Origin of the sequence: Aliidongia sp., from assembly GCF_035943795.1 — a bacterium.
Taxonomy (GTDB): Bacteria; Pseudomonadota; Alphaproteobacteria; order ATCC43930; family CGMCC-115725; genus Aliidongia.
Genome location: NZ_DASZBY010000034.1, coordinates 42169 through 58553, shown reverse-complemented (window position 1 = coordinate 58553; position 16385 = coordinate 42169). Strand labels below are relative to the sequence as shown.

General features: G+C 66.6%; 19 protein-coding genes. 13 read left to right on the top strand and 6 right to left on the bottom strand.

Features of this window, described 5'->3' with window-relative positions:
- Nucleotides 1-64 precede the first annotated feature (64 nt).
- Nucleotides 65-991: a LysR family transcriptional regulator gene (locus tag VGV37_RS04910; RefSeq protein WP_326878508.1), complete on the top strand. Its 927-nt coding sequence runs from the start codon at nt 65-67 to the stop codon at nt 989-991.
- Between the two features lie 55 nt (nt 992-1046).
- Here the strand turns inward: VGV37_RS04910 and VGV37_RS04905 are convergent, their stop codons facing one another.
- A complete protein-coding gene (locus VGV37_RS04905; protein WP_326878507.1) occupies nt 1047-1223 on the bottom strand; it encodes a YdcH family protein in 177 nt (58 codons plus the stop codon).
- A 153-nt stretch (nt 1224-1376) separates the two neighbouring features.
- Here VGV37_RS04905 and VGV37_RS04900 point away from each other — a divergent pair, with 153 nt between their 5' ends.
- Nucleotides 1377-1979: a UbiX family flavin prenyltransferase gene (locus tag VGV37_RS04900; protein WP_326878506.1), complete on the top strand. Its 603-nt coding sequence runs from the start codon at nt 1377-1379 to the stop codon at nt 1977-1979.
- On the opposite strand, the gene VGV37_RS04895 is transcribed toward VGV37_RS04900, so the two are convergent.
- Nucleotides 1927-2415, bottom strand: coding sequence for a TIGR02444 family protein (locus VGV37_RS04895; protein ID WP_326878505.1), 489 nt, complete (start codon nt 2413-2415; stop codon nt 1927-1929). The genes VGV37_RS04900 and VGV37_RS04895 overlap by 53 nt on opposite strands.
- Before the next feature lie 89 nt (nt 2416-2504).
- Between VGV37_RS04895 and VGV37_RS04890 the strand changes: the two genes are divergently transcribed.
- Entirely contained in the window at nt 2505-2705 is a 201-nt protein-coding gene (locus VGV37_RS04890; protein ID WP_326878504.1) for a YdcH family protein, read from the top strand.
- 9 nt (nt 2706-2714) lie between these two features.
- Here the strand turns inward: VGV37_RS04890 and VGV37_RS04885 are convergent, their stop codons facing one another.
- Nucleotides 2715-3335: a TerC family protein gene (locus VGV37_RS04885; protein ID WP_326878503.1), complete on the bottom strand. Its 621-nt coding sequence runs from the start codon at nt 3333-3335 to the stop codon at nt 2715-2717.
- Between the two features lie 55 nt (nt 3336-3390).
- Nucleotides 3391-3906 carry a flavin reductase family protein gene (locus VGV37_RS04880; protein WP_326878502.1) on the bottom strand — a complete coding sequence of 172 codons (516 nt, stop codon included), beginning with the start codon at nt 3904-3906 and terminating at the stop codon, nt 3391-3393.
- A gap of 180 nt (nt 3907-4086) precedes the next feature.
- On the opposite strand from VGV37_RS04880, the gene VGV37_RS04875 reads away from it, so the two are divergent.
- Nucleotides 4087-4332 carry a YMGG-like glycine zipper-containing protein gene (locus VGV37_RS04875; protein ID WP_326878501.1) on the top strand — a complete coding sequence of 82 codons (246 nt, stop codon included), beginning with the start codon at nt 4087-4089 and terminating at the stop codon, nt 4330-4332.
- An 88-nt stretch (nt 4333-4420) separates the two neighbouring features.
- Nucleotides 4421-5317: a hypothetical protein gene (locus VGV37_RS04870; protein ID WP_326878500.1), complete on the top strand. Its 897-nt coding sequence runs from the start codon at nt 4421-4423 to the stop codon at nt 5315-5317.
- Nucleotides 5318-5510: 193 nt separating this feature from the next.
- Here the strand turns inward: VGV37_RS04870 and VGV37_RS04865 are convergent, their stop codons facing one another.
- A complete protein-coding gene (locus VGV37_RS04865) occupies nt 5511-6116 on the bottom strand; it encodes a DedA family protein (protein WP_326878499.1) in 606 nt (201 codons plus the stop codon).
- A 473-nt stretch (nt 6117-6589) separates the two neighbouring features.
- Between VGV37_RS04865 and VGV37_RS04860 the strand changes: the two genes are divergently transcribed.
- From VGV37_RS04860 to VGV37_RS04850, 3 genes are all read left to right on the top strand, one after another.
- Complete coding sequence (locus VGV37_RS04860; RefSeq protein ID WP_326878498.1) at nt 6590-8191, top strand: DegQ family serine endoprotease; 1602 nt, start codon at nt 6590-6592, stop codon at nt 8189-8191.
- A gap of 122 nt (nt 8192-8313) precedes the next feature.
- On the top strand, nt 8314-8988 hold the full coding sequence (locus VGV37_RS04855; RefSeq protein WP_326878497.1) for a response regulator transcription factor: 675 nt from the start codon (nt 8314-8316) through the stop codon (nt 8986-8988).
- A gap of 65 nt (nt 8989-9053) precedes the next feature.
- Nucleotides 9054-10403, top strand: a complete 1350-nt coding sequence (locus VGV37_RS04850; protein WP_326878496.1) for a sensor histidine kinase — start codon at nt 9054-9056, stop codon at nt 10401-10403.
- On the opposite strand, the gene VGV37_RS04845 is transcribed toward VGV37_RS04850, so the two are convergent.
- The gene (locus VGV37_RS04845) at nt 10387-10998 is read right to left on the bottom strand and encodes an NAD(P)-dependent oxidoreductase (protein WP_326878495.1); all 612 of its coding nucleotides are present in this window, start codon (nt 10996-10998) and stop codon (nt 10387-10389) included. The genes VGV37_RS04850 and VGV37_RS04845 overlap by 17 nt on opposite strands.
- Before the next feature lie 93 nt (nt 10999-11091).
- Between VGV37_RS04845 and VGV37_RS04840 the strand changes: the two genes are divergently transcribed.
- The 5 genes from VGV37_RS04840 to VGV37_RS04820 all read left to right on the top strand — a co-directional run bounded on the left by VGV37_RS04840 (nt 11092) and on the right by VGV37_RS04820 (nt 16312).
- A complete protein-coding gene (locus VGV37_RS04840; protein WP_326878494.1) occupies nt 11092-11457 on the top strand; it encodes a helix-turn-helix domain-containing protein in 366 nt (121 codons plus the stop codon).
- Nucleotides 11458-11831: 374 nt separating this feature from the next.
- A complete protein-coding gene (gene hpnI / locus VGV37_RS04835) occupies nt 11832-12989 on the top strand; it encodes a bacteriohopanetetrol glucosamine biosynthesis glycosyltransferase HpnI (RefSeq protein WP_326878493.1) in 1158 nt (385 codons plus the stop codon).
- Nucleotides 12986-14422: a hopanoid biosynthesis associated radical SAM protein HpnJ gene (gene hpnJ, locus VGV37_RS04830; RefSeq protein WP_326878492.1), complete on the top strand. Its 1437-nt coding sequence runs from the start codon at nt 12986-12988 to the stop codon at nt 14420-14422. The genes hpnI and hpnJ overlap by 4 nt, the downstream gene beginning before the upstream one ends.
- Before the next feature lie 34 nt (nt 14423-14456).
- The gene (hpnK, locus tag VGV37_RS04825; protein ID WP_326878491.1) at nt 14457-15335 is read left to right on the top strand and encodes a hopanoid biosynthesis-associated protein HpnK; all 879 of its coding nucleotides are present in this window, start codon (nt 14457-14459) and stop codon (nt 15333-15335) included.
- Complete coding sequence (locus VGV37_RS04820; protein ID WP_326878490.1) at nt 15332-16312, top strand: lysylphosphatidylglycerol synthase domain-containing protein; 981 nt, start codon at nt 15332-15334, stop codon at nt 16310-16312. Before hpnK ends, VGV37_RS04820 begins: the two co-directional genes overlap by 4 nt.
- The last annotated feature ends 73 nt before the right edge of the window (nt 16313-16385 follow it).

Sequence of the window (16385 nt, the reverse complement as noted above, 5' to 3'; positions counted from 1 at the left end):
CCATGGTCGATCCGGCCTGTTGGCACTATAGTCTGGACAAAATATCCTCAATCCGGAAATCCTCATGGAAAGTCTCAGCGGTATCGCCGCCTTCGTGCAGGCCGCCGAACAACTCAGCTACGCCGCGGCCGGCCGCCTGCTGGGTCTCTCGTCCTCGGCGGTCGCCAAGAGCGTCGCCCGGCTCGAGGCGCGGCTCGGTGTCCGGCTGCTGCATCGCACGACCCGTCGGATCGGACTGACCGAGGAAGGCGCGCTGTTCTACGAGCGCTGCAAGCGCATCCTCGACGATATCCGCGACGCCGAGGCAACGGTGACGTCGGCGCGCACCGCGCCGCGCGGCCGCCTGCGCGTCAGCGTGCCCCATGCGGTCGGCCACTTCCTGGTGCTTCCGCATCTGGCGGCGTATCTCGCCCGCTATCCTGAGATCGAGATGGAACTCGATTTCGACGATCGCTCGGTCGACGTGATCGAGGAAGGCCTCGACCTGGTCATCCGCACCGGCAACCTGGCGGACTCGCGATTGATGGCGCGACGGCTCGGCGGCCAGCATTTCGTCGCTTGCGGCACCCCCGGGTATTTCGACCGGCACGGCCGGCCCGGGATGCCGCAGGACCTGGCCCGGCATCGCTGCATCCATTTCAAATTCCCGACGAGCGGGCGATTGCAGCCCTGGCCGTTCTCGACGCCGCTCGACGTGGCGCGGCTGCCGAAAAGCCTGGTCTTCAACAATTCCGACGCCGTGCTGTGGGCGGCGCTCGAGGGATTGGGGATCGGCCTGCTGCCGGTCTATGTCGCCCGCGAGCCTCTACGCACCGGCCTGCTCCAGGCCGTCCTGAGCGATGATATGGTGGAGCGCGGCGCGCTGTGGCTGCTGTGGCCGACCCATCGCCAGCTTTCGCCCAAGCTGCGCGTTTTCGTCGATTTTCTGACCGATCGGCTGCGCGAGGAGATCTGGGCCTTCACACCCTCGCGTTTAGAGATTCCCAAATAAAAAGGCCGGACTGATTCACCAGCCCGGCCTTCTCATCGCGTTCGACCGCTAATCGTCACATGACATGCTGTCGAGACAAGTCCGCGATCGCGTCCTTAAGTCGTAATTTCTCGCGCTTCCATTCCGCTACTTTACCATCGTCAGGGAGGGAACGGGACGTCTCCTTCAGGATTGCCTTGTCTAGGGTGGCGTGTTTGGTCCGGAGCGCCCGGATATGATCTTCAACAGCCATAGATGCCTCTCCTGGAAGCGTTGTCGCACGAATGCGCCACAAAACCGTAACCCCATCCGCCTCGCGCTCCAAGCGCTCGATTCGGGTGCCTCGGGGTCATAGCCATGCGGCATCTCTGGATTTCAGCACGCATCCGAGCTAGTTCAAGCGGTTATGGACAAAACGCCTCAGCGACTCATTATTGCCCTGACCGGCGCGTCCGGCGTCCGCTATGGCGTGCGGTTGCTGGAACTGCTGAAACCGCTCGCGATCGAGACCCATCTGGTGCTGTCGCGCACGGCGGAGGTCACCCTGGCGCTCGAGACCCCGCACAAGATCGCCGACGTCCAGGCGTTGGCCGACCATTGCCATGCGGCGACCGACATGGCGGCCGCGATCTCGTCGGGCTCGTTCCGCACCCTGGGCATGATCGTCGCGCCCTGCTCGGTCCGGTCCATGTCCGAGATCGCGACTGGCGTGACCACCAGCCTGGTGACGCGCGCCGCCGACGTGGTGCTGAAGGAGCGCCGGCGGCTGGTGCTGATGGTGCGCGAGACGCCGCTCCATACCGGGCACCTGCGGACCATGACCCAATTGTCCGAGATGGGGGCGATCATCGCCCCGCCGGTCCCGGCCTTCTATGCGCAGCCGGCCAGCCTGGAGGCGATGGTCGACCATACGCTGGGCCGCGTGCTCGACCTGTTCGACATCGACGCGGGCGGCGTCACGCGCTGGGGCGAGGCGCCGCGCCCGCCTCGAACAGGGCGGAAAGACTGAGCGCCGCAGCCGATCCCGCATAGCGTTCGAGATTGGCGAACCCCAGTTCCGGCGACGGAACGCCGCGCGACCGCAGCGGCAAGGTCGCCAGCAGATGGCGCTGGGCCAGCCGCTCGGCCTCGAGCTCCGCCGTTCCGATCCGCGCGCGCAGGGTGTCGGCCCAGGGCTCGCCCTTGAGCGAGCGCCGCAGGATCCGCAGGGGATGGACCGCCCGCAGGTTCCAGGGCGCAACGGCGGCGGCCAGATCGGCCAGATCCCAATCGTCGAGCGCAAGGCCCAGTGCCTCGCCGGCCCAGAGGCTGAGCAGCAGGAGATTGACGTCGTGGCCGGCCCGGTCCTGCAGATCGAGGCACAGGGCGGCCACGCCGGGCCGGGCGTAGAGAGCCGTCGCGAACCCCCAGAAGTCGCTCGCCTGCCCCTCGAAATCACCGGTCATCGGCCCCTCCCCCGCCGCAGCGCACCCTGCTATAGTCCCGGCCCCGCGATGCCGAGTGACCCAAGTCAGAGATTGCCGACACAGTGCCTATGGACCTCGACAACGAAGCCATCAAGCAGAAGCTCGCAGCCCTGGTGAGCGAACATCGCGATCTCGACGCGCTGGTCGCCCACGTGGCCGATTCCGCCACAGATCAACTGCAGATCCAGCGCCTGAAAAAGCGCAAGCTGGCGCTAAAGGACATGATCGCACGGCTAGAAAGCCTGCTGCTGCCGGATATCATCGCCTGAGGGCGGTCGCTACTCCATCGGCGGCATGTAGGGCCGCACCTCGTGCCAGCCCTGCCAGATCATGCTGACGGCGACGTAGGTGATGATGCCGAGGCCGATCCAGACGATCCAGGGATAGCGGCCGATCATGCGGGCGACGAGCTGCGAGGCGGCGCCCATCAGGCCGACCGAGAGCGTCAGGCCGGCGACCAGGACCCAGAGATGGTCGCGCGCCGTACCCGCCACAGCCAGTACGTTGTCGAGCGACATGGAGATATCGGCGACGACGATCTGGATCAGTGCCTGGGTCATGGTCTTGGTCTTGGCGCCGGCGCAATCGCCGCCATGGCAATGGCCTTTGCCCGTCGCCTCGCGGAACATCTTCCAGGCGACCCAGAGCAGCAGGAAACCGCCGGCGAGCGTCAGGCCGATGATCGCCAGCAGCTGCACCGTCACGAGCGCGAAGATGATGCGCAGCACGGTGGCGGCCAAAATACCCAGCAGAATCGCCTTGCCGCGCTGGCTGGCCGGCAGGCCGGCCGCCGCCATGCCGACGACGATGGCATTGTCGCCGGCGAGCGTGATGTCGATCAGCACGACCTGCAGCAGGGCCGACAAGGCGGCGAAATCGATCCAGGCGGGTAAACTCATGGTGCGGCTGATATGGGCACGGTCGCGGGCGGGCACCACCCTTCGATCGCGGGGGTCAGCGCAGCGCCAGCAGGGCTTCGAGGTCGTGGAAACTGCCGTAGCTGCCGCCTAGGTAGCAAAGCGGTTCGCCTGCCCCGACGCTCTGCGCCACCACCTCGCCCAGGAAGATCGAGTGGGTCGAGCCGTCGAAGGCCTGGACCAGTCGGCAATCGAATCCCACGAAGGCGCTCTGGAGAATTGGCGCACCGGTCTCGAGCACGCCCCAATCGCCGGACGAGAAGCGCGCTTCGCCCAGCTCTGCACCACCAAACCGTTCGGCCAGGGCATGATCGGCCGCGGTCAGCACGTTGATCGCGAACAGGCCGGACGCGAGGATCGAATCATGGGCCGATCCCTGGCGATTGACGCAGCAGAGCAAGGTCGGCGGTGCCATCGAGACCGAACAGACCGCCGTGGCGGTCAGCCCCCGGCGCTGCCCGTCGGCCAGTGTCGTGATGATCGAGACGCCGGCCGTGAGGCGCCGCATGCCCGTCTTGAAGAGTTCCGGCTCGATTGCCATCCAGCGATCCATGAAGCGGTTACTCCTTTGGATATAGGACAATTCGGGCGTACTGGCGACATGGGACATGCCGCGTCGGCCCCAGGCGGAACTGCAAAACCGTTCGGTTGTTCTCTTTCACGAAGAGATCGACGGTGCGCTACGCTTCCCCATCGGGTTTCGGCGCCCGCCCTGCGACAAGGAGAGCCTGAAATGTCGACCCTCACGCGGCTGACCGGCGCCGCCCTGATTACGAGCTTTCTGGCGCTCGGCGCCTGCTCGAACATGAATTCGACCGAACAGCGTACCTTGTCGGGTGCCGGCATCGGTGCGGCCGGCGGCGCGGTGATCGGTGCCGTGGTCGGCGGCAATCCGCTGGCGGGCGCCGCGATCGGTGGCGCCGCCGGTGCCGCCGGCGGCTATCTGCTCGACCAGTCCAAAAAAGGCGAGCCCGAGTAGGATCGACCTGCCCGTCGAGACGGATTGTTAAGCCGCCCGGGAGAGGCTAGGGATATTCCCTGACCGGTCTCTCCCGAGTGCCCTGCCGATGCGCCTCAAGTTCCTGCTCGCCCAAGATTCGCGCGAAGCTGCCTTCCGCGCCGCGGTCCAGCTCGGACCGTCCGCCGTGCTGGTCGGCGACGAGGCGAATGCCGACGGCAATTTTGCCGGCCTGATCGACGGTGCCGCCGAACGGCCCGCACTGAGCGCGATCGAGGTGGTCGAGGACGCGCTCAATTTCCACGATGCGCCGCCGCGCTTCGTCCATCGCCTGATCGAGCGCAAGGTCCGCAAGGGCGATGCGTTGCACTTGCTGGAAAGCGGCCTGAAGGCGCTGCTGAAATTCTCGGGCCTGCCCCAGGCCGGCCGGACACGGCTGTTGCTGATCGGACCGCCGGCCGCCGGCAAGACGACGCTGATCGGCAAGCTCGCCGCCCGCGGCACGACGCCGGTCGCCCGCGTGCTGACGACCGACATCGACCGCCCGGGCGGTGTGGGGCAACTGGCCGAATTCGTCTCCGTGCTGGGCATCGATCCGGAGCAGATCGACCTCGCGGCGCCCGACGTGTCGGTACCGGCGACCGGACCGCTGCTGATCGACACCGCCGGGCTCGACGCTGCCGACACGGCCGGCTTTGCCGCCCTCGGCCGGCTGGCACTGCAGACCTCGACCGAACCCGTCCTGGTGCTGCCGGCGTTGCTCGATGCCGGCGAGGCCCGGTTGTTCGCCGAATCGGCCCTGGCGATCGGCGCCAAGCGCGTGATCGTAACCCGGCTCGACATCGCCCGGCGCCTGGGGGCACTGCTGGCTGCGGCCGACGCCGGCCTCGCCATCTCCGCCGGCAGCATCACCCAGCATTTCGCCTTCGGCCTGAAGCCCTTGTCCGCGACGGTGCTGGCCCACCACATCCTGGAACTGGCTGCCGAAAAACCGACGGCCGGATAGCGGGATCAGTCCGCGCGCGGAGCCGGGGCCGCAGCGAGGCAGCGTTGGCAAAGGCAGGCGGCCGGCGTGGTCGGGACCGGCAGGCGCGGCGGCAACGCCATGCACCAGCAATCGCCCGCGGGCGTGCAGATCATCGCAGCACCGCATCGGACACAGACGGCGGGTACGGCAGGCCCGGCCATTTCTGTGCCTGCTAGACCCGATCGTTCGGCAGCAGGGCGAGGCGGCGGGCACGGCGCGACCGCCAGCGCGTCACCAGCAGGATCATCACCACGGCGACCGCGAAGATGCCCAGCGCGCTCAGTTCGATCGCCAGCGCATATTGGCCGAGCAGCCGGCCGATCGCATGGCCGAACAGATAGCCGACGCTGACGAAGGTCGCCGACCACAGCCCGGCACCGATGAAATTCAGCACCATGAAGCGGGCGATCGACAGTTCGGACAGGCCCATGGCGGCCGACGAGAAATTGCGAATGCCATAGATGAAGCGGAACGTCAGGATGAACAGCACGTCCCAGCGCTCGAGCCAGCGATGCACCATGTCGATGCCATGCTTCCAGTCGGGGAATTTCCGCAACAGGAACGGGCCGGCCTTGCGGCCGACGAAGAACCAGGTCTGGTCGCCCAGATAGGAGCCGCACCAGGCCGCAGCCCCCAGCTTGTAAGGATCTATCGAGCCACTGGCGGCCACCGCGGCGGCCAACAGGACGAAGGTTTCGCCTTCGAGGAAGGTCCAGACGATCGTCAGCAGGTAGAAATAGTCGCGGTACTCGGCAATATACCGCTGAACCTCTTCCATCCGGAAAGTCGCTCCCCAAACTAACCCGTCGCACCCTTGCCGGATGTCGCTACTGATCCTGGCGATCGGGTCTTCCGAAAGCGCCCTCGAACGCCGATCCGGCCGTGTCCCGGATCGCTCGGCGAGGGCCATACATCCGCCGACGGCGCGGCTTTTTCAAGCCCGCTCGCCCGTTTCGCCGAAATTCCCCTGGTCCAGGACCGGTGCCTGGCTTTTTCCATTCCTCAGACGACAAGCATAAGATCCCGACTGTCAACAAAACCTTGCGGGACGGCCGCCTCTCCTGGCGAAGGAAACGTTTTCCCGGTCGGTTTCCGGAACCGCGGCTTTCACCGCTCCTGGCCAACATGACAAAGATTTAATCTCCCGGCAGGGTCGCCGACACGTGCATGGGACCATCTTTGAGGATGAGGCGTTCGTGTCTCATGAACGCGCCCCATTTCACGCCTTGCCATCGAGGAGGCATTTTCGCCGTGACTGACAGAGAGCCAACCCCGCGTCGCCACCCGTATGGCCGGACGCTCCTGCTCCTGGGCCTGTCGACCAGTCTGGCTTTCGGGCCGTTGGCCCCCGCCTTCGCCCAGGCCCCGATCTCCGCCCCCATGTCGCAAGACCTGCCGAGCTTCTCGCCGATCGTCGACAAAGTGCTGCCTGCCGTCGTCAACATCTCGGTCGTCCAGAAGCCCGGCTCCGGCGGCGGCGAAGAGCAGGCCGACCAGGGCGGCAGCGATGACGACGACGACCAGGATCAGGGTCCGCAGTTGCAAGGCCCGGGCGGCGGCGGCGGCCAGGGCACGCCGTTCGACGAATTCCTGCGCAAATTCTTCGAGCAGCAGCAGGGCAAGGGCCGCGGCGGCGCCCCCCATGCCGCCCCGAATGCCCAGAAGGTGATCTCGCTCGGCTCCGGCTTCATCGTCGATCCGACGGGCTACGTCGTCACCAACAACCATGTGGTGGGCGATGCCGAGAAGGTTACGGTGACTTTTGCCGACGACACCCAGCACCCGGCCAAGATCATCGGCAAGGACGTGAAGAGCGATCTCGCCCTGTTGAAGATCGATGCGCCGAAACCGCTGCCGTTCGTCAAGTTCGGCGACAGCGACCAGGCCAAGGTCGGCGACTGGGTCATCGCGGTCGGCAACCCGTTCGGCCTGGGCGGCACGGTCACCAAGGGCATCGTGTCGGCACGCGGCCGCCCGATCGCCGATTCCAACTACGTCGATTTCCTGCAGATCGACGCCTCGATCAACCGCGGCAATTCCGGTGGTCCGACCTTCAGCATGCAAGGCGAGGTGATCGGCATCAACACCGCGATCTTCTCGCCGAACGGCGGCTCCGTCGGCATCGGCTTCGCCATCCCGTCCAATTCCGCGAAGACGGTGATCGAGCAGCTGAAGAGTGTCGGCCACGTCGATCGCGGCTGGCTGGGCGTGCAGATCCAGGAAGTGACGCCGGAGATCGCGAACTCGCTCGGCCTCGACCAGAACCATCCGGCCGGCGCGCTCGTCTCGTCCGTGTCGGCGGACAGCCCCGCCGCCAAGGCGGGCGTCAAGGTCGGAGACGTGATCGAGAAGTTCAACGGCAAGACGGTCGAGAAGATGCGCGACCTGCCGCGCATCGTGGCCGAGACCCCGATCGGGACGAAGGTCGACCTGGGCGTGTTCCGCAAGGGCGAGCACACCAGCCTGCCGACCACGATCGAAAAGCTGGACGACGCCAAGGTCGCCTCGGTCGATCCGCAGACCGGCGAGGAACGGCCGGGCAAGGCGCCCTCGCTGGGCCTGACCCTGTCCAACCTCAACCCGGACATCCGCAAGCGCCTGTCGATCCCCAAGGACGTCAACGGCGTGCTGGTGTCGCGGGTCAAGGAAGGCAGCCCGGCCGCCGACAAGGGCATCGAGGCCGGCGACGTCATCGTCCAGATCGACCAGACGCCGGTCAGCAAGCCCGAGGACGTCGTTCAGAAGGTCAAGGACGCGGCGAAAACCGGCAAGGCCAAGTCGGTCCTGCTGCTGGTCAACCGCCACGGCCAGAACCGTTACGTAGCGCTGACGCCCGACGAGAAGAACGGCTAGCCCCTACCCTCCGCCGCGTCATCGCCGGCTCGTCCGGCGATTTCTCGCCCCTGGAAAAGCCTGGACTCCGTCCGGGCGTGACCGGCGGAGGGCCCCGCTCCCGATCCTCCAGGTCCCCCATCATGAAGCTGCTCGTCGTCGAGGATGATCGCGAGGCCGCGGCCTTTCTAGTGAAGGGCCTGAAGGAAAGCGGTCATACGGTCGACCACGCGGCCGACGGCCGCGACGGCCTGATGCTGGCGACGACCGAACGGTTCGACGCCATCATCCTAGACCGCATGCTGCCCGGTATGGACGGGCTGGCGATCGTGGCGGCGCTGCGCGCGTCGGACAATCACACGCCCGTGCTGATCCTGTCGGCGCTCGACCAGGTCGACGACCGTGTGCGCGGCCTGAAGGCCGGCGGCGACGACTACCTGACCAAGCCCTATGCCTTCTCCGAACTGATGGCCCGGATCGAGTCGCTGCTGCGTCGCGGGGCCGGCGGCAAGACCGAGACCAAGCTCAGGGTCGGCGAGCTGGAAATCGACCTGCTGGCCCGGACGGTCCGCCGCGGGGCGGCCGAGATCGAGCTGCTGCCGCGAGAATTCCGATTATTGGAATATCTCGCGCGCAACGCCGGCCATGTCGTGACGCGGACAATGCTGCTGGAGCAGGTCTGGGATTATCATTTCGACCCGCAGACCAACGTCATCGACGTGCATATCAGCCGGCTTCGGCAGAAGATCGACAAAGGCTTCATGAAGCCGATGCTGCACACCGTCCGGGGAGCCGGCTACTGTCTCAAGGCCGCCTGATCGACCTCGTCCGAACCTCGACCTTCCGGCTCGCGGTCTATTATTTCGCGCTGTTCGCCGGCTCCATGCTGGCGATGCTGGCGCTGATCTATTGGCAGACCGTGATCTACGGCACACGCCAGACCGACGAGACGATCGACGCCGAGATCACCGGCCTCGCCGAGCAATATCGCCAGCGCGGCCTCGCCGGCCTGGTCGCGGTCATCAACGAGCGTTCGAACCCCGAGCGCGGCTCGAGCATGCTTTATCTGCTGACCGACCAGCGCCAGCACCCGCTGGCGGGCAACCTGTCGCGCTGGCCCGACCTGGAGGTCCAGGCGGACGGCTGGATGCGGTTTCGCCTGAGCGATGACGGGCGGCGCGACAGCAGCCCGCACATCGCCCAGGCGACCAGCTTCGTGCTGGCCGGGGGCGTGCAGCTGCTGGTCGGCCGGGACCTGGCCGAGAACACGGCCTTCCGCAACCGGATCGTGACGGCCCTGGTCTCGTCGGGTGCGCTCATGCTGCTGCTGGGTCTGGTGGGCGGCATCGTGCTGAGCCGCCGGGCACTGGCCCGGATCGAAACGATCAACCGGACCGGCGACCTCATCATGGCCGGCGAATTCAGCCGCCGCATCCCGCTCAAGGGCTCGGGCGACGAATTCGACCGGCTGGCCCAGAACCTGAATGCCATGCTCGACCAGATCGAGCGGTTGATGGCCGGCATGCGCCAGGTCACCGACAATATCGCCCATGACCTGCGCTCGCCGCTCGGCCGCCTACGCAGCCGGATCGAGATGGCGCTGATCGAGGAACCCTCGACCGAGCGCTATCGCGACGTGCTGCAGCAGACCATCGGCGAGGCGGACCAACTGCTGGCGACCTTCACGGCCCTGCTCGACATCGCCGAGGCCGAGGCCGGCAGCCCGCGCGCCAAGCTCGTCCCGCTCGACCTCGCAGCCTTCGCGCGCGATCTGGCCGACCTCTACGAGCCGGTCGCCGAGGAAAAAGGCCTGGCCCTCAAGATCGAAACCGCCGCCCAGCCGATCGAGGTGCGCGGCGACCGCCATATGCTGTCGCGCGCGGTCGCGAACCTGGTCGAGAACGCGCTCAAATACACCCCGACCGGCGGCACCGTGCGCATCTCGGTCACCACGGACGGGACCATGGCGCGCCTCGCCGTCGCCGATGACGGGCCGGGCATCCCGCCCGACGAGCGGGAGCGCGTGTTCGACCGGTTCTACCGGCTCGAAGCCAGCCGGACCACGGAGGGCAACGGCCTGGGCCTGAGCCTCGCCCGCGCCGTGGTGCGCCTGCACGGCGGCACGATCACGCTCGGCGGCAACGGGCCGGGGCTGGTCGCGACGGTGTCGCTGCCTTTGGCGGCGACGGCTGAGCAGTTCGAGCGCTCGATGCCCGTCAATAACCGACGGTGAAGCGCCGGCGCACATGCGTCGGCTTCTCGATCTCGTCGAGCATCGCCACCGCGTAATCCTCGAACGAGATCCAGCTCTTGCCGTCGGCGGCGGTCAGCAGAGCGTCGCCGCCCAGGCGGAACGTGCCGGTTCGCTCACCGGCGACGAACAGGGCCGATGGGCTGAGCATGGTCCAGTCGAGATCGTCGACAGGGCGCAGGACATCGAGGAAGATCTTGCCGCGGCCGGCCTCTTCGCGGGCGAATTCCGGGAAATGCGGCGTGTCGATGAGCAGCGTGCCGGGTGCCGCCTCGAGACTGCCGGCGCCCCCGACGACGAGATAGCGTTTCACACCCGAGCGGCGCACCGCCTCGATCAGGCGGTGCGGGTCGCTGAGCCGAAAGGCGACCGAACTGACGACCGCGTCGTGATCGGCCAGCAAGGGAGCCAATCGGTCCGGCTGGTCGGCGTCGCCGGCGACGGGCAGAAGGCCGTCCCGCCGATCGAGCTTCAGGGGATCCCGGGCGATGGCGGTGACGCGGTGGCCCCGGTGGAGCGCTTCCGCCACGAGACGGGTTCCGACATTGCCGGTGGCGCCGATGATCGCAAGCTTCATGGACATGCCCTTTGAACAGGATTAGTCTCTTTCTGAGACTAGATTTAGATATGAGAGTGAGACATGCCCGTAAAGACGGCAGGTGCGGATCCGATGGTTACTCCCAGGGAACTGCGGGATCCGGACTGCCCGATCCGGAGCGTGCTCGACCGCATCGGCGACAAATGGAGCTTTCTGCTGATCCTGACCCTGGCGCCGCGTCCGCATCGTTTCGGCGAACTGCGACGCGCGGTCGACGACATCTCGCAGCGCATGCTGACCCAGACCTTACGCAGCCTGCAGCGCGACGGCCTGGTCGATCGCACCGTGTTTCCGACGACGCCGCCCAGCGTGGAGTACCGGCTGACCGCGCTAGGCTTATCGTTGCTGGAGCCGATGCGCGGACTGGTCGCCTGGGCCGACCTGCAACTGCCGGCGATCACCGGGGCCCGGGCGCGGTTCGACGCGGCACAGGTCTGAGCGCCGTCCCGAAAGGCACCTCTGCCGACGGTCCGGCGCATGCCTTCCTACCGACGTATGCCCGGAAAGGGCGGCGGCGCACGGATTATCGCCTTCGTCCGACCGCGATATCGGGATCGCCGGGAACCCGGTCGATCCTTAACCGTCAGAAAATCCGCACAGTCTTATTGTACGGCCTCTGCTTGACATTACATCCCCGCCACGGCGACAAGATGGCATCGTCACCGATTGTTCACGCGCCTTGACCTCGGGCGCCCCAGGATTGTCCGAGAGGTCGGGATATAATTTGGAACGCCGGCAACGATGCCGGCGGCTCCGGCCGTATCATGATCGCCCGGTGGATCGATGGGTCGGGCTTTAAGGAAAGCGCACGCTTGTTCGACGGTATCGACATACTAGGCGACGTGGGGATAGCGGCCAGCCTGGTCGGCATCTTCTATCTCGTGACGGCAACCATCGCAGTCTGGTCCTTCGGCCGGCGCCGGCCGGTGATGCCGGTCGGGCGTCCCCCGGTCACCATCCTGAAGCCGGTGTGCGGGGCCGATCCCGGCCTCTACGAGAATCTGCGCTCGTTCTGCCGCCAGGCCTACGACGGGCCGGTTCAGATCGTGATCGGCGCCCATCGCGATTCGGACCCGGCCGTGGCGATCGCCCGCCAGGTCATCGCCGACCTGCCTGGCGCCGACGTCACCCTGGTCATCGACGGCGCGCTGCCCGGCACCAACTTCAAGATCTGCAACCTCGCCAACATGATGGCGGTGGCGAAGCATGAGATCCTGGTCATCGCCGACAGCGACATGCGGGTCGAGCCCCACTATCTCGACGCGGTCGTGGGCCCCCTGATGCCCGAGGGCGTGGGCCTGGTCACCTGCCTTTATAAGGGCCGGCCCGAGCGCGGCGTCGCTTCCGCGCTGGGCGCGGCCTTCATCAACAACGGCTTCCTGCCGTCGGTGCTGGTCGGCAAGCTGGTGGGCGCGGACACCGGCTGTTTCGGCGCCACCATGGCGCTGCGGCGCTCGACCCTGGCCGAGGTCGGCGGGCTCGGCGCGCTGATCAACCATCTGGCCGACGATTACGTGCTGGGCCGGCTGGTGCGCGATGCGGGCTACGAGGTCGTGATTTCGCCCTACGTGGTCGAGAACATCGTGCTGGAGGCCGACCTGGGCGCGCTCTTCCGCCACGAGTTGCGCTGGCAACGGACGGTCCGGTCGATCTCGCCGGTCGGGCTCGCCGCCTCGGTCATCACCAATCCGGTGCCCCTGGCACTGGCGGCCCTGCCGCTCAGCGGCTTCGCCGAAGGCGCATGGCTGGCGCTCGCCGGCGCTCTGGCGGCCCGTGAGGCTCTGATATATACGTGCAGCCGAATATTCGGTCTGATCCCGCTTCGGGCGGCCCTGGTACCGATTCGCGACGTCTTGTCATTGATCGTTCTCGTCGCCAGCTTCTGCGGGCAACGAGTGACATGGCGCGATCAGCACTTCCAGGTCGATCAACGCGGCGAACTGACTTTCGAGGGAGATCCTTTGGCATGATGAAGACCCTGTTCCTCCAGGCCCCGTCCTTTGAAGGCTTCGACGGCGGCGCGGGGTCCCGGTACCAGGCGAAACGAGAGATCAAGTCGTTCTGGTTCCCGACCTGGCTGGCCCAGCCGGCCGCCCTGGTTCCGGGCTCCAAGCTGATCGACGCGCCGCCAGCCCGCATCAGCCTCAAGGACGTGCTCGACGACCAGGCCAAGGAAGGCTACGAGCTGTGCGTCATGCATACCTCGACCCCGTCCTTCGCGTCGGACGTCAAGGTCGCCGAAGCGATGAAGCAGGCGAACCCGAAGCTCAAGATCGGCTTCATCGGCGCCAAGGTCGCGGTCGAGGCTGAAAAGAGCCTCAAGGCGGCGCCCGTCGTCGATTTCGTCGCACGCAACGAGTTCGATTTCACCATCAAGGAAGTGGCCGAAGGCCGCGACTGGGCCGAGATCGACGGCATTTCGTACCGCAACGAGGCGGGCGAGCTGGTCCATAACCGCGACCGCGCGATCCTCGAGAACATGGACGAGCTGCCCTACGTCACCGAGGTCTACAAGCAGAACCTGCGCCTCGAAGACTATTTCATCGGCTATCTGCAGCACCCGTACATCTCGATCTACACGGGCCGCGGTTGCAAGTCGCGCTGCACCTTCTGCCTGTGGCCGCAGACCGTCGGCGGCCATCGCTACCGCACGCGCTCGGTCGGGCATGTGATCGAAGAGATCAAGCTGGCGAAGAAGCACTATCCGCAGGTCAAGGAATTCTTCTTCGACGACGACACCTTCACCGACGACCTGCCGCGCGCGGAAGCCATCGCCCGGGAGCTGGGCAAGCTGGGCGTGACCTGGTCCTGCAATGCCAAGGCGAACGTGCCCTACGAGACGCTGAAGGTCCTGAAGGAAAACGGTCTGCGCCTGCTGTTGGTGGGATACGAGTCCGGCAACCAGCAGATCCTGCACAACATCAAGAAGGGCATGCGGATCGAAGTCGCGAAGAAATTCACCAGCGACTGCCACAAGCTCGGCATCAAGATTCACGGCACCTTCATCATGGGCCTGCCGGGCGAGACGCACGAGACGATCGAGGAGACGATCCGCTATGCGACCGAGATCAATCCGCACACGATCCAGGTTTCGCTGGCCGCCCCCTATCCTGGCACGTTCCTGTTCGACCAGGCGGTCGAGAATGGCTGGCTCGACATCGAGCATGCCGAGTTGATCGACGAGCATGGCGTGCAGATGGCGCCGCTGCACTACCCGCATCTGTCGCATCTCGAGATCTTCGCGGCTGTCGAGGTCATGTACCGGCGATTCTATTTCCGCCGCTCGAAGATCCTGTCGATCCTGAACGAGATGATCCGCAGCCCGCAGATGCTGGTCCGTCGCCTGCGCGAAGGTGTCGAGTTCTTCCAGTTCCTGCGCGAGCGGCATCAGGTCGCCGGCTGAACCGAGGCAGACGCCTCGCTTCGGCTCACCCGGCATGAAGCGGGTCATCTTTTCGGCAGACGATTTCGGTCTCGACCGCGCGGTCAATGACGCGGTCGAGATCGCCCATCGCGACGGGCTGCTGGCGGCTGCCAGCCTGATGGTCGGCGAAGATGCAGCCGACGAGGCCGTGGCCATCGCGCACCGGTATCCGGGCTTGCGCGTCGGCCTGCATGTGGCCCTGGTCGAGGCGACCCCTGTCTCGGCTCCGGCCGACATTCCCGATCTGGTCGATGCGACCGGCCGCTTCCCCGGCGACATGGTGCAAGCCGGCTTTCGCTTTTTCTTCAAGCCCGGCATCCGCGCGCAATTGGCCCGCGAGATCCGCGCGCAGTTCGAGGCGTTCCGGCGCACCGGCCTGGCGCTCGACCATGCCAATACTCACAAGCATATCCACCTGCATCCGACCGTCGCGCGCCTGATCGTCGAGATCGGTCGCGAGTATGGCCTGCGCGCCGTACGCCTGCCGATCGAGCCTGCCGGCCCGGTCGCGGTCGCGGAAGGCCATGCCGCAGCCGGCGGCCTGGGTGCCGCGGCGCTGCGGGCCTGGACCGGACAGCTGAAGGCCATGCTGAAGCGTCACGGCGTCGCGACCAACGATCAGGTCTTCGGCCTGGCCTGGTCGGGGGCGATGACCGAGGCGCGGGTGGCTGCCCTCATCCCCCATCTGCCCGACGGCATCACCGAGATCTACTTCCATCCGGCCACGTCGCTGTCGCCCAAGCTCGCGCGCACCATGCCGACCTACCGGCACGCGGACGAACTGGCGGCATTGCTGTCGCCGGAGGTGAAGCGGCTCGTCGCCGTTCACGGCATCGAGCGCACCAGCTTCACCGACATTGCCGACGGTCGTCCGACGCAGGTGGCAGCATGATCCGCTGGGCCAGCCTGTTCGGCCTGATCGGCGCGGCGTTGCTGACCGGCATCCTCGTCTATGAAGGCATCGGCCCGGTCACGGCCGCGCTCGAGACCGCCGGCGTCGGGCTGATCTGGGCCAGCCTGTTCCATGTCGTGCCGATGGTCGTGATGGCGATCGCGTGGCGCGTGCTGTTCGTCGCCGGCCCGGCGCCATCGCTGCTGCAGATGACCTATTCGGTCTGGTTGCGCGAATCGGTCAACGGCCTGCTGCCGGTCGCGCGCATCGGCGGCGAGGTCGTGTCGTACCGGGTGCTGACCCGCATGGGCTATCGCCCGACGCCGGTCGCGGCCAGCCTGATCAGCGACATCACCCTGACCCTGGTCAGCCAATTCCTGTTCACGGTCGCGGGCCTCGTGCTGCTGCTGCTGCGCATCGACGACACTGCCGTGGTCTGGCGCGTGATCTTCGGTCTTCTGGCTTTCCTGCCCATGGTGGCCGGGCTGTTCGCCATCCAGCGCATGGGCATCGTCAACATGGGCGCGCGCCTGGTCGGCGCGCTGTTCGGCGACCGTTGGGCCGATCTGGTCGGCAACGCCGCCCGGCTCGACCGGGTGCTGCGCCTGGTCTATCGCCGGCCGGGCCGGGTCCTGAGCTCCATCGGCTGGCAGCTGATCGGCTGGACCGTCGGCACCGGCGAGATCTATCTGGCGCTGCAGTTCATGGGCCATCCGGTCGATCTCTACGACGCGGTTCTGCTGGAATCCCTGGCCCAGGCGATCAGCTCCGCCGCCTTCGTCGTGCCGGGCGCGGTCGGCGTGCAGGAAGGCGGGTTCATCCTGCTGGGCGCGATGCTGGGGCTGGACCCCGGTACCGCGCTGGCCGTGGCCATCGCGCGCCGCATCCGTGACGCGATCATCTTCCTGCCCGGCCTGATCGTGTGGCAGATCGCCGAGGCACACAAACTCGTGACGCGCCGTCAGCCCGCGGAATAGTGGCAAAACCACTTTCGCTTCCCATCTAAGCAGAGCCTTTCGCGGACGACCGCGATCCCCTCTCAAGCCAATG